General features: G+C 67.1%; 14 protein-coding genes. 8 read left to right on the forward strand and 6 right to left on the reverse strand.

Translation table 11 applies throughout. The features are described 5' to 3' along the window. Nucleotides 1–90: 90 nt before the first annotated feature. Nucleotides 91–1,467 carry a hypothetical protein gene (locus EP7_RS19010; protein ID WP_463523566.1) on the reverse strand — a complete coding sequence of 459 codons (1,377 nt, stop codon included), beginning with the start codon at nucleotides 1,465–1,467 and terminating at the stop codon, nucleotides 91–93. A 130-nt stretch (nucleotides 1,468–1,597) separates the two neighbouring features. Continuing rightward, on the reverse strand, nucleotides 1,598–2,935 hold the full coding sequence (locus tag EP7_RS19015; protein WP_463523568.1) for a glucuronate isomerase: 1,338 nt from the start codon (nucleotides 2,933–2,935) through the stop codon (nucleotides 1,598–1,600). A gap of 41 nt (nucleotides 2,936–2,976) precedes the next feature. Here EP7_RS19015 and EP7_RS19020 point away from each other — a divergent pair, with 41 nt between their 5' ends. Both EP7_RS19020 and EP7_RS19025 read left to right on the forward strand, forming a co-directional pair. Beyond that, a complete protein-coding gene (locus EP7_RS19020; protein WP_463523570.1) occupies nucleotides 2,977–3,801 on the forward strand; it encodes a phosphopantothenoylcysteine decarboxylase domain-containing protein in 825 nt (274 codons plus the stop codon). Between the two features lies 1 nt (nucleotide 3,802). Next, nucleotides 3,803–5,413 (forward strand): hypothetical protein, encoded by a 1,611-nt coding sequence (locus EP7_RS19025; RefSeq protein WP_463523572.1) that lies wholly within the window; start codon nucleotides 3,803–3,805, stop codon nucleotides 5,411–5,413. On the opposite strand, the gene EP7_RS19030 is transcribed toward EP7_RS19025, so the two are convergent. Beyond that, a complete protein-coding gene (locus tag EP7_RS19030; protein ID WP_463523574.1) occupies nucleotides 5,410–5,877 on the reverse strand; it encodes a hypothetical protein in 468 nt (155 codons plus the stop codon). The genes EP7_RS19025 and EP7_RS19030 overlap by 4 nt on opposite strands. A gap of 218 nt (nucleotides 5,878–6,095) precedes the next feature. Between EP7_RS19030 and truD the strand changes: the two genes are divergently transcribed. Both truD and EP7_RS19040 read left to right on the forward strand, forming a co-directional pair. Beyond that, nucleotides 6,096–7,265 (forward strand): tRNA pseudouridine(13) synthase TruD, encoded by a 1,170-nt coding sequence (truD, locus tag EP7_RS19035; protein WP_463523576.1) that lies wholly within the window; start codon nucleotides 6,096–6,098, stop codon nucleotides 7,263–7,265. Beyond that, nucleotides 7,262–7,936: an RluA family pseudouridine synthase gene (locus EP7_RS19040; RefSeq protein WP_463523578.1), complete on the forward strand. Its 675-nt coding sequence runs from the start codon at nucleotides 7,262–7,264 to the stop codon at nucleotides 7,934–7,936. Before truD ends, EP7_RS19040 begins: the two co-directional genes overlap by 4 nt. A gap of 33 nt (nucleotides 7,937–7,969) precedes the next feature. Here EP7_RS19040 and EP7_RS19045 read toward each other — a convergent pair whose 3' ends face one another. Further along, nucleotides 7,970–9,304, reverse strand: a complete 1,335-nt coding sequence (locus EP7_RS19045; RefSeq protein ID WP_463523580.1) for a fused DSP-PTPase phosphatase/NAD kinase-like protein — start codon at nucleotides 9,302–9,304, stop codon at nucleotides 7,970–7,972. Between the two features lie 306 nt (nucleotides 9,305–9,610). Next, nucleotides 9,611–9,763, reverse strand: coding sequence for a hypothetical protein (locus tag EP7_RS19050; RefSeq protein ID WP_463523582.1), 153 nt, complete (start codon nucleotides 9,761–9,763; stop codon nucleotides 9,611–9,613). A 123-nt stretch (nucleotides 9,764–9,886) separates the two neighbouring features. On the opposite strand from EP7_RS19050, the gene EP7_RS19055 reads away from it, so the two are divergent. Together EP7_RS19055 and EP7_RS19060 are read left to right on the forward strand one after the other, a co-directional pair. Further along, the gene (locus EP7_RS19055; protein WP_463523584.1) at nucleotides 9,887–11,230 is read left to right on the forward strand and encodes a glycosyltransferase family 39 protein; all 1,344 of its coding nucleotides are present in this window, start codon (nucleotides 9,887–9,889) and stop codon (nucleotides 11,228–11,230) included. Further along, entirely contained in the window at nucleotides 11,227–12,723 is a 1,497-nt protein-coding gene (locus EP7_RS19060; RefSeq protein ID WP_463523586.1) for a hypothetical protein, read from the forward strand. Before EP7_RS19055 ends, EP7_RS19060 begins: the two co-directional genes overlap by 4 nt. On the opposite strand, the gene EP7_RS19065 is transcribed toward EP7_RS19060, so the two are convergent. Then, entirely contained in the window at nucleotides 12,675–13,751 is a 1,077-nt protein-coding gene (locus tag EP7_RS19065) for a glycosyltransferase family 9 protein (protein WP_463523588.1), read from the reverse strand. The two genes, EP7_RS19060 and EP7_RS19065, sit on opposite strands and share 49 nt — an antisense overlap. 105 nt (nucleotides 13,752–13,856) lie before the next feature. Here EP7_RS19065 and EP7_RS19070 point away from each other — a divergent pair, with 105 nt between their 5' ends. Further along, nucleotides 13,857–14,807: an alpha/beta hydrolase gene (locus EP7_RS19070; RefSeq protein ID WP_463523590.1), complete on the forward strand. Its 951-nt coding sequence runs from the start codon at nucleotides 13,857–13,859 to the stop codon at nucleotides 14,805–14,807. Nucleotides 14,808–14,886: 79 nt separating this feature from the next. Continuing rightward, a complete protein-coding gene (locus tag EP7_RS19075) occupies nucleotides 14,887–15,078 on the forward strand; it encodes a hypothetical protein (protein WP_463523592.1) in 192 nt (63 codons plus the stop codon). Nucleotides 15,079–15,157 lie beyond the last annotated feature (79 nt).

Raw genomic sequence — 15,157 nt, forward strand, 5'->3', positions numbered from 1 at the left:
TCGAGTGTCGGATCAATGAACGAGGCCGGCGCCCCCCGATCTGTGGGGGCGCCGGCCTCGTCGCATTGACGTGTCGTGTGCGGTGGCCGATCAGAAGCCGCGATTCTCGCCCCTCGACCGATTTCGCTCGATGGCGGAGATGATGCCGTCGTTGACGCTCCGCTCGAGCGTGGGCTGATATTCGGGGGGCATCTCCGAGCGGATCCAGGCCATGGCCGACTCGGCCGCTCCGCGCTCGCCTTGCCCTCGGGCGATGGCGATCAGGGAGTTGACCCGGAACTGCTCGGACGGGATGAGGGGGACGGTCGCACGCGCGTCCTCGAAGCGGCCTCCGGCGATGAGGCTGTCGATCAGGATCCGGGCGAGGATGATCCGCAGGCCCGGGGGCTTGATCTGGGCGACGGCCTGGGCGGCCTCGGTGAAGACCACCGTGGCATCGTCGGCGTCGCCGTGGAGCGACTGTTCCTGGGCCAGGCGCATCAAGGCGTTGGCGCGGACCTCGGGGGACGGGATCGTCCGGGCGATAACAAGGCCTCGCTTGAACTGGAGCGAGGTCGCGGCGTAGGGGACGATTCGGTCGAGGGCCTGGTCGCGCCAGGCGGGCCGCGTGATGAGGAAGGCCGTCTCCGTGGCATCGCGGAGGATGCGGTCGGCAATTTCGGGATTGGCCACCTTGCTGGCCTTGGTCACGTCGCCGGCCGTCTGCGCGGGAGGCTCGAACGCGTTGAGGAGCACTGGTTCCGAGGCGATGTCGTGACTGCCCAGCCCCTGGCTTTCCACGACCTTGTAGAGCTGCTCGGCGCGAAATGTGGGGTTGGGGATCGACTGGGCGAGGCGGGCGGCGTACTGCCAGTCTGCGATGGCACGGCGGTAATTGCCGGCCTTGTCGGGCGTTGGGGTCGCAGCCTTGGCGTCCGCGTCATCTTCGGCGTCGAGGATTGTCAGGGACTCGCGCGAGAGCCGGACTTCTTCCTCGGCGAGCAGGAGCAGCGAGTTGACGCACGCGTTGAGGCGTTGGGTCTTGATGAGGTAGTCGGTCTCAGCCGAGGCGGCCTGGCCGGCTTCGGTCAGCGACTCGCGTGCCTTGTCGAGCCGACCGTTGAAGATCGCGAGCCGACCGATGCGCTGGAGCGCCAGCGATCGTTCGCCCGGGTTGGTGATCGCGCGGGCGTCGGCAAGCAGCTCGGGGCCGACGGTCTCGAGGTCGCTGGGGCCGCCCGGGATGGGGGGGAGGAGCGGGTCGACGCTCTCGGCCGGCGATCCCGGCGCGAGAGGAGTCCGAGGCCCTTGAGAATTCGTCGTCGAGGCGGGCGAGGGCCTGGAACCTTCCCGCGGCGTGTCCGGGGTGGTGCGAGGTGTGCCGCCAATGGGGTTATTCTGATGGGCGAGAGCCGACGGGACCAGGCCGAGGAGGATCGCCAGCGCGATCGAGGCAGGCGGGCCCGCGGGTCGGGTTCGGGAGTTCATGGATGCCGATCCTTCCGGCCGGGCCCGATACGGGAGGCGCGGCCGTGCGGGGAAGCGCCTGGGCGTGGGCTCCGCCCTCCCGCGGGCGCGGAATAGTCTGTGGCAAGGATTCCCCCGGAACCTCGGGTCGTCAAGTTTTGGGCAGCACGATCCGGGAGGTTTCCTCCCCCCCGAAGAGACGCCTCGGATTCTCCAGCAGGACCTGACGGGCCAGGTTGAGCGCACGGTCGGCCGACCAGCCCCGGCCTCGGATGCAATCTTCGGCAAGCACCTCGGCCAGCACCTTGCGATAGGTATTGAATTTGGGCAGGACGAACTCAAGCTTGTACGCGTCCGAGTAGTAACCGACCTGCTTCACCTTGGGCACCGCCTGGAGCCTGGCTCTCAAGTCGGCCGCGATGTAGGTGGGGACGTTGGAATACCACCAGTGGCCCATGGGCACGACATTGGGAAAGATCCACGAATAGGCGACCAGCTCGGGCGCGGCATCGGGCGAGAGTGTCGACACCGGGAAGGTCACGCCCGGGAAGTGGTTGAACAGCTCGGCATAATCGGCCAGGCTGACGCGGCGATCGAACAGGTCGCGGCCGCCCGCCACGCCCGACGAGTAGGCATTTCGCACGGGGCCGATCATCAGATCGAACGGCAACCGGAACTCGGCGCAGAATTCGGCGATGGTCCAGAAGAGGATCCGCCGAACTTCCTGGATCTCGTCATGGCGGACGTCCATCCCGTGGATCGCGCGTCGGACGGGGGTGACGGCCTTCTTGGGGGTACCACGTGAGGGGATGAAGTCGGGAGGAAGGCTGATCGCGCAGGCGCGAGCCCCCTTTGCCTTGAAGCGTTCGAAGGTCTTGCCGATGGCGTCTCGGAGGGTGGCGAAGTCGTCGATGTCGACCCCGGTCGACGCGCGCAGGCGAGCCAGGGTTCCCGGCTCGTGGAGCTTTAGGACGAGGTCGTCGGTGCGCAGGCAAGGGACGTAGCGGCCGGTGTCCCAGCCTTCGAGGGGGTCGTCGAAGTCATTCGTCAGATAGACAGCTTCCAGGCCGGATTTGTCCCAGACTTTCTGGTCCCAGGCGGGGCCCGAGGCGGACTTGTCGGCCGTGGCGTAGAGGGATTCGATCGTGTCGGGGCCGATCCGTTCTCCCTCGAAGCCGTGGAAGGTCCGGGCGATCTCGACGAGCCAGTCGTGCTGGACGGTGTTGTCGATCCGGTCGAGATAACCCGCGAGATTGCGGGCGCGATGGGCCGGGGCGAGGTCGGGGGAGACGAGTGCGGCTGGCATCCCCGCGGAGTGGGCCAGCTCGGTATAGTAGTGGTAGCCCAAGACTTCGTCGAAGTTGCGGGCGGCCGGGCTGTGGGGGTTGATGTGCGAGTGCGGATCGTAGATCGGCCAGCGCGTCATCTCGTCGAACAGCTCGCGTGCGGCCGGGTCGTGGGGCGCGTTGGTCGTCGCTGGCGCGTGCATCTGCGTCGTTGTCCTGGGTCCGACGAGGGGATGTTTCCGGCGTGACTGACGCAGGCCGTGCCGTCGAAGGTAGCCCGGTCGCTCCGGCCGGACAAGGCCCGGAACCCCGCGCAAGTTCCACCTGGAACGTCGTGGTTACCGGCGGCGGCACCGTCGCGGCCATCGACGAGGTGCGTCAGATCGCCAACCGGTCGACCGGTCGAATGGCGGCGTCGATCGCGGAAGCCTGCCTGGGCCGTGGCGCGAGCGTCTGGCACGTCGCGGCGCCCGGGTCGCAGCTCGCGTTCGAGCGCCGGGCGCAACTCGATCTCGACGCAGCCGATCCCGCCGTCGAATTCCGGCGGCTCGAGCGCCTTCGGGCCGAGTGGCTGGCCGTGAGGGACCGCTACCACCCCGTTCGTTTGAAAAGAGGGACGGTCGACGACTACGCGCGGCGGCTTGAGGAGACGCTCAAGGAGCGGCCCGTGGACATCGTCTTCCTGGCGATGGCCGTGTCGGACTTCGAGCCGGAGCCGGCCGAGGGGAAGATTCGATCCGAGGCCGACTCCCTCGTGATCCGATGCAGGCCCACGGCCAAGGTGATCCGCAAGGTCAGGGACTGGGCGCCGGACGCCTACATCGTCGGGTTCAAGCTGCTTGCGGGCGCGACCACCGCGGAACTTGTCGAGGAGGCGCGGCGGGCCCTGGTCGTCAACCGTGCCGACCTCACGGTGGCCAACGACCAACGCACCGTGACCGAGGGGCGGCACACGATCCACCTCGTCCGCGAGGGCGGGCCGGTCGAAACCTATGCAATGCCCGAGCCGATCGCCGAGCGACTGGTGGAACGGTCCCTGGAATGGAGCGCCAAGCGGAAGAGGGGATGAGATGAAGTCGAAGGTGAGTCGGTTGGCACTGGTGCTCGCGGGCGTCCTGCCCTATGCCCTGCCCTACCTCGCGCATCTCATCCGCTTGCAGGCGGGTGCGACGGGCTTCATCCAGTATGACCAGCCGTACTACCTTGCCAACGGCCGCGCGATTTTCGAGCGAGGCAACGGCCTGGCCTATCCCAATCCGTACGATCCCTCGCCGGATGCGCCCGTCATCTACGTTCAGTGGCTGATCTGGGTTCTTGGCGCGGGCGTGTCGGCCCTGGGGGTTGACCCGGGGGTCTGGCTTGACTTGCTGGGGATACTGGCGGCGCTGGCCTGTTCGTACGCGACCCTGCGACTGGTGGAATGGGTGATCGGGGACGGGACCGATCCTGGATTCGCCTTCCTGCTGGTGATGTGGGGGGGCGGGATCTTCGCCTGGCACGGGCTCTGGACCTGGCTAAGCGGGCCCGAACGATCGCTGCCGTCCCTGGGCACGGCGATGGCGGGGGCGGAGTCGGGACTGGGCTGGTGGTGCCTCTTCTGGGGCCGGAATGTGGTCCTGCCGCTGGAGGGGGTGTACCACGCGCTGATGGGCTGGTGCTGGCTGGCGGCGTTGCGTGGCCGCTGGGCCCTGGCGCTGGGGCTTGCCGTCTTGCTGGGGGCGACGCATCCGTTCACCGGTGCGCAGGTCATCGCGATCCTCTGCGTGGGGAGCATCGTCTTTCGGCTCGCGTGGGGCCCGGAGCGGGTGCCGGCCTGGGTTTTCCCCGCCTTCTGGGGGCTACTGGCCGTATTCGCGGGATATTATCTCGCGTTCCTGAACCTCTTCCCCTCGCATCGGGCGCTGCAAGAGGTCTGGTCGCTCGCATGGCGAATCGACGGGGCGAGCTGGCTGCGGTCTCACCTGCTGGTGGGGGTGTTCGCGGCCTGGCGACTGATCAAGGACGGCCGGAACGTGGGCCGAGATGTCCCGTTCTTGGCCGCCGCGTTCGTGGTTTCGCTGGCATTATCGAACCACGACCTCTTTATGCGGGCGCGTCAGCCGGCGCACTTCAGCAGGGGATATTCATGGCTGGCCCTGGCCCTGATCGGACTTCCGGCGGTTTGCGAGACGATCGGTCGACTCGGCACGAGGCGTAAGGCCGTCGCCGCCTTCGTCCTGGTGGTGGCGAGCCTCGACAATGTGGTTTGGCTGGCGACGACCAGCCTGGGCGCGGAACCGCCGGGGATCGCCCTCAAGCCCGGGGAGCGCGAGATCCTGGCGACGATCAATCGGCTCGGATTTCGAGGGGTCCTGCTGACGGAGGACGCTCGCCTCTCCTACTTGGCGGCAACCTATACGGCGGTCCGGCCCTACCGGGGGCACGACTACAACACGCCCGATTCCGAGCTGAGGAGGGCCAGGGTGCGCGACTGGTTCTGGAAGGGGGAGATCGGACCCTGGTTTGATGAGGTCGATTTGATCCTGGTCGAGCACGGACGACTGGCCGCGCGCCACCTGAGGGGGCGATGGGAAGTGGCGGCTTCGGGCCATCAATTCGAGGTTCTCGGGCGAGTCAGGCTCCCCTCGGCCGTGGAGACCTTGCGGCGTGGACCGACGGGAGGATCGGGTCAGTTGAACTAGCGGTGCGGCGTGAAGGGCCGGAGACCTAGCGAATTGACGTCGGCGAACACGACGGTGGCGGACCCCACGCCGCGGAGCCTGGCGCCGATGCCGGTGCCGCTCACGATCGTGTACTTGAAAACGTGCGGGACGGTGGCCTGAACTTTCGGGCCCGGGGTCTTGCCGACGATGTCGAGCCTGAGCGTGCCGCGCGGGGCGGTCAGGACGATCGTGCCGGTGGTCGTCCCTGCGCTGGCGCCCGTGCCCGGCCTGTAGGTGGTGACGATCGTCGACACCCCGAGGTTATCGACCTGCCCACGCGTGGCAAGCCTGGTCGTCCCGGCGGTGACTGTCACGGTGCCGAGGGACGTCGACTCGATATTGAGCGGGTAGGTGAACGGGACGGCCGGACGGTGGCCGTGGCTGCCGCTGAGGGCGATGCGACTTTCGAGGCCGGAGACGGTTGGCTTGAACGATCGACGCATGAGTTGACTTGCTCCGAAGGGGCGGTCTGGACCCGATCATGGAGGATTGGACGCGTCTGAGCGGTCGCTGGGCAGATCCGTCTGACTCGAACCGAGGCGGTCGGCCGATAGCCGGCTCGTCGGGGGGGGCGGCGACCTGCTAAGCTTGTTCGATTGATGCGCCGACGGGATGGACCCGATCGACGTGAGGGGACAGATGCAAGGGTCGGCCCGACGCGATGAAGCTCAAGCGACTGCCAGAAGATTTCCGGGTCGAGGAACTGCCGACGGTCCGGGGGGCCGACCGCGGTCGCTATACATTCTACCGCCTGAAAAAACGCGGGGTCGGGACCATCGAGGCAATCGACTCGATTGCCAGACATTGGAACCTGGCGGCCAGGCAAATCAGCTATGGCGGCCTGAAAGATCGGCACGCCGAGACGATCCAGTACCTGACGATCGCCGATGGCCCCGCCCGCGCGATCGAGGAGCCCAACCTTCTGCTGGAGCCGTTGGGTAAGCTCGAGTTCGCCTACGGGCCGGCGCACTTCCGGGGGAATCGCTTTGGAGTCGTCCTGCGCGACCTATCCGGGGAAGACGCTGCCTCCGCGATCCGTGCGATGGGCGAGCTGCCCGTCGACGGCCTTCCCAACTACTTCGACGACCAGCGATTTGGCTCGGTGGGCTACGACGGCGACTTCATCGGCAGGGCCTGGCTGGCTGGCGACCATGAGAAGGCCCTGAAGCTGGCGATCGCCGAGGCCAATCCCTCGGATCGGCCCGACACGAAGGTCGAGAAGGCGATCTTGCGCGAGAACTGGCGAGACTGGGCGGCGGCCAAGGCCAAGCTCGACCGGTCGCACGCGCGAAGCCTGGTGACTTACCTGGTGGACCATCCCGAGGACTTCAGGGGCGCGTTCGCTCGCCTGAAGCGCGAGCTGCGGAGCCTCTATTTCTCGGCCTACCAGAGCCACCTCTGGAACCTCGCGCTCGGCCGCCTGATCACTCGGGTGACGGAGCCCGACCAGCGTGCCGAGATCGAGTTCAAGGCGGCGACGATGCCGATCCATCGCGGCCTGACCGCCGAGCAGGCGGCCACGCTGCGCTCGACCCAGATCCCCCTGCCCTCGTCACGCAATACGATTCCCGACGGGCTGCTAGGCGAGATCCTCAACGAGGTCGCGACCGAGCAGGCGATTCCCTGGAGCGAGATGCGAGTCAAGCACCTGAAGGACGTCTTCTTCTCCAAGGGGCACCGGGCGGCCCTGATCGACACCGGCGGTCTGTCGCACAACGACGAGGCCGACGAGCTCTATCCGGGGCGACGAAAGCTCTCGCTGGAGTTCGAGCTGCCCAAGGGGGGGTACGCCACGATCGTGGTGAAGCGACTGACCGAGGCGGCCCGATGATTCCGATTCTTTATCAGGACAACCATTGCCTCGCGCTGGATAAGCCGGCCGGGATGCTCAGCCAGGGGGACCACACCGGCGAACGGTCGGTGGTGGACGTGGCCCGTGACTGGATCAAGGACGAATTCAAGAAGCCCGGGAATGTTTACATCGGGCTGGTGCATCGGCTCGATCAAGTGACTTCGGGGGTCGTCCTGCTGGCCAGAACGAGCAAGGGGGCATCCAGGCTCTCGGAGCAGTTCCGCGACGGCAAGGTTGGCAAGACCTACCTGGCGATGGTCGAGGGGTTCCCGGCGGCCGACGAGGGGGAGTGGGAAGACTTTCTCTGGAAGGACGAGGCCTCGAACGTGGTGCGCACGGCGGAACCCGACGAGCCTGGGGCGCGACGGGCCAGTCTGAAGTATCGGGTTGTGGAGCGAGGCCGAGCAACCTCGACGATTGAGCTCATCCCGGGAACCGGGCGCGGTCATCAGCTTCGGGTGCAACTCTCGTCGCGCGGACTGCCAATCCTGGGTGATCGGAAGTACGGGGCGACCAAAGCGCTTTCGGCCCGCGATGGCGGGCTGCGGATCGCACTCCATGCGATGGAACTCTCGTTCAGTCACCCGACGAAAGGGGAACCGATCGTCGTGAAGTCGCCGATGCCGAGAGACTGGCCGATCCGTCTATGAGCATTTAATCGATCTCGGAGCGGCGGCGGGACCTTATCGGCCAAGATCCGCGAAGCCGGAGGTCGCGGCAGCGGCGGCGTTTGCTTGAGTATTGCCGGATTCGGCGGCGGCTTCGCGTGGGAGCGGCGCCGGCGGGGTGGTTGCTGGCTCGGCCGGATTGGCGGCTGCGGCGGACGTCGAGGGTGTCGGGCGCAGGCCGGTGACCAGTTGTGAGGCCGCGAGGATCCAGGCCTCGTCCGAGGTCCCCAGTTCCTTCGCCTGTCGGCGAGCCGTCGCCTCGTCGACCTTGGCCGAGGCCATCTGGTCGGCATACCAGACCGCCCCTGCGCGATTACCGTCCCCGTCGAAGAAATATGCCAGGCCCTTGCTCATCGCCAGCTCGGATCGGAAACGGCTCAGATGATCGGCATCCAGGGTCTTCAGCGACACGGGGAGGGGAACATAACGGAGCCCACGCTGGGTCACGGCTTCAATGAAGGCGGGGGACATCTCGGAGGTTTCGCGGAGGTCGATCATCGTCTTGTAGCCCATCTTCGCCAGCCATTCGAGGCCCTCGGCGGCGGGCAGGCTGCCGCCGGCGACCTCGGGGGCGACTGAAACGAACCGCGCGATCCCGGGCGCCTTGGATTGCGAGGCGGCGGGGATCGGCGGCGGGGTGGCATCGGTGGCCGGAGTCGCTGGCGGCTCGGGCGCGGCGGTCGGGGTCGCGGGCGCCGGGGCGGGGACCGGGTTGGCCTCGCCCAGGAGCTTGGGCTTGCTCGCCTCGGTCACCTCGCTGGGCAGGTCCAGCGGGGGGAGATTGTCGAGCGGGCTGGGCTCGGCGGCAGGCTTGGCGGCCGGATAATTGGTACGCGTGGCCTCGGGCCCACGCGCGAAACGCCCCCCCCGAGATTGGGGGCGGGCGGCCTCGTAAGAAGTTTTGTTCCCGGCCGGGGAGGCAGCGGCCCCCTTGGTCGTGGGCGCCGGCTCGATGCCACCCGGCTGAATCGGGGACGACTCCAGGGGCGAGATGTCCGGGACGACCGTCGAGGGAGTGCCCTGGATGACGGCGCCAGGAGCCACGATCACGCCCGGGGTGCCGTACTCGATGGGCATCGACTCGCCGCCGCACCCGCAATCCGCCGCCGCGGCGACGATCCGCCCCGACTTGCAGTGGAAGATGCGAGAGCCGAGCTCACGGAACTTGGCCCCGACGCCCGACAATACGGAGCGGGCACCCAATCCATTGCAGCCGCCGCAGCCGCCCAGCTGGCAACCGGTCTGCGCCAGCGTCGCGACCGCAAGCAATGCCGCCGCGGCCAGGCGGAAATAACCCGAGGCCGGTCGTCCCCGGCCACGTCCGCCGAAGATCACCCCGATTCGTCTCATCGCAGGCTCCCCCTCCATCGACCGAGACCCCGCTCGAACGCCGTCGACATGCCCGAAGGCTCGTCGCAGACGCTCTCGCTCGGCGCAAAGAACGGACAGGTCACGCGAGGGAAGTTGAGGTCGGCCGGGACGGCCTGGCCTCATCGTTCCATCGCCCGGGCAGAGTTCCTCGGCCGATCTCCGAATGCCCTCAAATCGCACATCCAGGGGATGCCGCCTCGAGAAACTCGGTGCAAGCCAGGAAATAAGGGCCGGTCGACGCGGGACGCTCTTGGCGCGGGTGTCGGGTCGCAGGATGTTCATCGTTCACGCCGTTTCGTGGTGCCGGGCAACGCCCGGTCCCTCGTCGCGGCGAACCAGTCGTTCGGGCAGCACCCATTCGCTAAGGTCATCCGGGAAGACCCGGTCGGCCTTGCTGGTTGGGCAGACCGCCTCGTCGGAGGCCGGTCGCTGAACCATAGCCGATGATCCCCCGGTTGCAAAAAAATGAGGCCGATTTCTAGAATATGATTGACCTTATGACAAAAAGGTGCCCGCGAACCTTGCCCAGTCATCAATCTTAACGAGGACGTTTCATCCGTCATGATCCCCCAAATCGGCACGACCCGGCCCGCAAGCCTCAAAACACGCGGCTGGACCTGGGGGGCGGCAATCGGGCTCTCCGCCCTGCTCTGGTTCTTCGTCGGAATTCCGGGCGAGGACGCGTTCGTCGACGAGTGGGCTTATGTCAGTCAGTCGTACTATGCCGATCTGTATCTCTCGGGGAACTGGGACGATCGGATGTGGCTGGACTACCCGGCCTATGACCTGCCCCCCCTGCCGAAGTACACGATCGGCCTCTCCCTGATGTCTCAGGGGTACGCGCGTCCCAAGCGAGCCGCCGCGGTGGAGTGGTACCGGAACACGTCGTACGCCGCAGGGCCGCGATCGATGCTCATCGCCGCCCGCTGGCCAACCGCGGTGTTCGGAGCCTTCGGCTGCGTGGCCCTCTTCGCCCTGGGGAGCGTGGCCTTCGGGCGAGCCGTGGGCCTGGTCGCGGCAATCCTGCTGGCCTTGAATCCGCTCTACGCCTTGCACTCCCGCCGTGCCATGTCCGACGTGCCCGCGGAAGCCTTGATTCTGGCGACCGAAGCCCTGGCGCTCTTCCTGATCGTGCGAGCTGGACGATGGAGTCTCGCACGGTTCTTGGTCTGGGTTGGCGTGGGGATTCTCGGCGGGCTCGCGGTCCTTTCGAAGCTCAACGGATCGCTCGCTTTGATGACCGTCGTGGCCTGGTCTGCGGCCGTCTTCTTCGTCCGGTCATGGCCCGCAGGTCGGAAATGGACCATCGCCTCGGCGACCGTGCTGGCGGGATGCGTCGGCCTGCTAACCTTCGCGCTGGGAAACCCATTCTTGACGGCCAACCCGGCGGTTCGGCTCGGCGGCGAGGATTCGAAGATCGCCGAGATGGGGATCATGCAGAGGGCACGCTACGTGGCCGACCATCGGGTCGGAGTCTCGAGCGGGGCCGCGAAGCAATTTCCCAACGACGCGCTGACGACCCTGCCGGCCAAGGTCTCGGTCATGTTGGTCCAGGGCCTGGGGCGTTTCGGTCCGTTCGGGCCTGCGCATTCCGACTCGACGAAGCGATTCGACCGGGCCCAGGACTGGGGTGCCCTGCCCTGGGGCTTCGGCTTGATGGTCGGGGCATTCTTCCTGATTCGACGGATCCTGGATGACCGATTAAACGGCCGGCCACCGACGGCGCTGCTCATCGCGGTCCAGGTTAGCCTCGCGGTGCTGGTCGTGACTGCGTTCATCCCGCTGGCCTGGGACCGCTATTTCTTGTCGATCCAGCCTTCGATGGCTCTGCTCGGAGCGCTCGGACTTTGCAGTCTCTACCGATGGCTGCGACCGAACGTCGTCGCCGGGAGTTTTCCCCGATGATCGCAGGCTGGTCGCGCCGCCCCGAGGTCTGGACGTTCGTCATCCTGCTGGCCAGCTACGCCTGGTTCTGGCATGGCCGTGACTGGAATTCGGCTTCTCGGCTGATGCTGACGTACGCGATCGTCGACCGGGGGACGATCGTCATCGATGGTCTTGACGACCAGACGCACGATATCGCGGTCTACCGCGGTCGGCATTACACGGACAAGATGCCCGGCTTCTCCGTGCTGGGGCTGGTCCCTTACTCGGCGGCACGATGGACCCTGGGCCTCCCGCCTCATCCGCTGGGAGTGAAAGGGTTTGCGTACTGGCCCGCGGATTACTGGGTGACGCTGGGAGTCTCGGGCCTGGCGACGGCGGCGATCGGGGCGTTGCTTGCCCGGCTGGCCCTTCGGATGGGGTGCGGGCCGCGGACTTCGGTGTTGGTCGGCCTGGGTTACGGGCTGGCAACGCCGGCGTACGTCTACGCGACAATGAGCTATGGCCATCAGCCGGCGGCGTTCGCCTTGCTGGCTTCGTTTCTGATCCTTCGAGGGGTGATCGGCGGCGCTACGACGTTGTGGCTGGCCACGGCCGGATTCCTGGCGGCTTATGCGTCGGTCATCGAGCTGCAAGTTGGCCCGGTCTCCGCGATCCTGGGCCTGGACCTTGTGGTGCAGGTGATCGCACGCAGGAGGCCGGTCGGGGCCATGTTCGCATTCGGCGCCGGGGCGTTGATGCCGACGTTCTTACTGCTGGGCTACAACGCGGCAGCGTTCAGCTCGCCCTTCGACATGGGCTATTTCCACCTGATCACGGAGCAGTTCGCCAAGGTCCACAACAAGGAGAATCCGCTGGGCCTGACGCGGCCGGATTGGTCGGTCGCCACCAAGCTGCTCTGGGGGCCGACGCGCGGGATCTTCCGCACTGCCCCTATCTTGCTGCTGGCCACGCCGGGTGTGATCGTCCTCGTCCGCCGGCGGGCCTGGGCCTGGCTGCTCACGCCGATGCTCGTCTGCCTGTCCGTCTTCTGGGTCAACCTGAGCTATCCGGAATGGACCGGCGGCTGGTCGACCGGGCCTCGCCTGCTGGTCCCCCTGCTGCCGTTCGGCATGATTCCGGTGGCCGCCTTACTCGCATGGGGCAAGCGACGCTGGACCTGGGCCGCTGCGGGGCTGGCGCTCCTAGGGGCCGTGATCGTCTTCTTGTATCAGGGAGTCGGGGGCCGCATCCCCAACCCGATCGAGAACCCATTCCTGGACGGTGTCTGGCCGCTCTGGAGCGGCAGGCCGATCCCCCCCTGGTCGTTCCACGGGAGGTTCGAGAAGACGGTAATCGACCTGGTCGCCCCCGGATGGATTGCCGGGGTGGCGGAACGGGACCGCTGGATTGCGTTCGTCCCGCTGGTGGCGTTCCAGGTGCTCGCGATCGGCCTGATGGCCTGGTTTGTCCGCGTGCCCGGCGGTCAGGCGGCCGAGGTTCGGGAGTCGGAGACCTCGGCAAGCATCGGATAGAGGGCGGCCCAGACGCGATCGGGGCTTAGCTCGCTCATGCATTCGAGCCGGTCGCACGTTTTCACGAAGCTGGGGGCGCACCAGACGCAGCTCTGGATGCTCCGGGAACGCGGCCCGTACGGCCCAGTCTTCTCGGGGCTGGTGCAGGTGTAAATGCCCAGCACCCTTGCCCCCGCGGCGGCGGCCAGGTGGATCGGCCCTGTGTCGTTGGACAGGACGAGATCGGCCTCGGCCAGGACGGCCGTCAGGCGTGTGAGGTTCGTCGTCCCGCAGAGGTCGAGCAGTGGCAGGCCACGGAGTGATGCCGCGAGTTCGTCGACGAGGGGCCTGTCCTCGGGCGCGCCGACCGCGACGAGGCCGCACCCGAAGGTTTCGGAAGCCCGACGCGCCAGCTCGGCGAAATGGGCGGGGGGCCAGCGTTTGGTCAGCCAGCGTGCGCCCACGTTCAGGACGAGTCGAGGGCCGGCGATCGGGGCGAGCGTCCTGTTGGCCCAGGCGCGATCGTCCTCGGGGCAGGCGACGCGAAATTTTGCCGGCGACTTGGGTGCCCCGAATGCGTGCGCGACGGCGAGCAGTTTGTCGACGACGTGGGTCGTGCCTGGTGGCGTGGCGACGGTCCGGTCATAGAATTGGGTCGCCCCTTCGCGGGCTTCGGCCAGGCCGACACGGACCGGGGCGCCGGTGGCCCAGGTCATGAGGCCTGAGCGGAGGAGGCCCTGGAGGTCGATGGCGACGTCGAATCGCTTCGAACGCAACACACGACCGAACCCGGCGATCGAGGCCAGGCCTGCCGACGAAACCTTGGCGGCGGCGCGGTCGAACGGGATGACCTCGTCGAGCGCGGGGTGACCCTCCAGCAACCCGACGAGTGACCGGTTGACTACCCAGCTGATCCTCGCGGACGGCCAGAGAAGGCGGAGGGCTTCCAGCGCGGGAAGCGCGTGCACAACGTCGCCCAGGCTGCTGGGCTTGATGAGGCAGACGCGCTCGGGTCTGAGGGTGTCCAGCGGCAGTCTCGGTCTCGGCACGGCGGGAACTCCCTTTCCCGGACCCAGGATCGCGGCGTACTTTACAAGTCGGACCTGAAACCGGCAACCCGAGGCCCAGCAGGGGAAACGATGGGATCCTGGATCTTGAGCCTGAGCCTCGTCCTGATCGCAGCACCCCCCGCCGAGCGTGGCGTTGTCGCGTTCGTCCCCTTGAAGGCCGAAGCTTCGGTCCCCGAACGATTCCGGCTGGAAGCGGCGGAATTTCACTACGAGCTGGAAGGCTGGCAGGACGCCGGCCTGTACACGGTCGAACGCCTGCGGTTCCCGTCGCCGATCGTCACGCCCGACGAGGCGAATAACACGGTCCACGCCGAATATTTCAGGCCGAAGTCTCCGGGCAAGCACCCAGGGGTCGTCGTGTTGCATATCCTCGGGGCCGACTTCCCACTCTCCCGCTACCTGGCGGCCAGGCTGGCCGAGCGCGGAGTCGCGGCCCTGTTCGTCAAGCTGCCCTATTATGGCGAGCGTCGGCCGGTCGGCGGCGAGCAACGGCTGCTCTCGGCGAACGTGGACCGTTCGGTCCTGTCGATGCGACAGGGGGTGCTCGACGTCCGCAGGGCGGCAACCTGGCTGGCAAGCCGACCCGACGTCGAAGCGTCTCGCCTGGGTGTGACGGGGATCAGCTTGGGGGGGATCGTCTCTTCGCTGGTCGCGTCGGTTGATCCCAGCATCCATCGGGCGGCCCTTGTCATGGCCGGTGGCAACCTCGCCGAGGCGCTCTGGAGCATGCCCGAGAGCCGGAAGGTGCGGGAGCTCTGGATCTCCGCAGGTCGTACCAAGGCCCAGCTCATCGAGGTCATGCGGCCGGTCGACCCGCTGACGACCGCTGCCGGCCTGATCGGCAAGCGAGTGGTGATGTTCGCCGGCAACGCCGACGAGGTGATCCCGCCTGACTGCACCCGCGTGCTCTGGGAAGCGGCCGGCCGACCGCCGATCCGCTGGTACGATTGCGGCCATTACTCGGTGGCCGGATTCCTCCTCCCTGCCATCCGCGAGGTCGTCGATTTCTTCGCCGACGAACCGCCCAGCCCTTGAGCGAGCGGCAAGGAGGGTTAGGTCCGCGGTTTGCATTCGGGATAGGCCGCCCTCATCAAGACACAAGGGAGCCCCACCCATGCCCGAACAAGAAGCCGCCGTGAACACGCAGGCCATGCCGACCGGTCAGCGGCTCGGTTGCACGAAATGCGGGTCGGAGATCGAGATTATCGTCCCCTGTACGTGCAAGCCGCCCGACCAGAAATTGAGCTGCTGCGGCCGGCCGATGAGCCGCCTGACGGGCAACTCGATCCATGTGAGCGTTGAGTGAGCGGGTTCGCGTTGCCTCCCGCCCGAATACGCGGTAAGGTCCGCCCCTCAAGGGGATTTCGGGACGAGTCGTCCTCGGG

Source organism: Isosphaeraceae bacterium EP7 (genome assembly GCA_038400315.1).
Lineage (GTDB): Bacteria > Planctomycetota > Planctomycetia > Isosphaerales > Isosphaeraceae > EP7.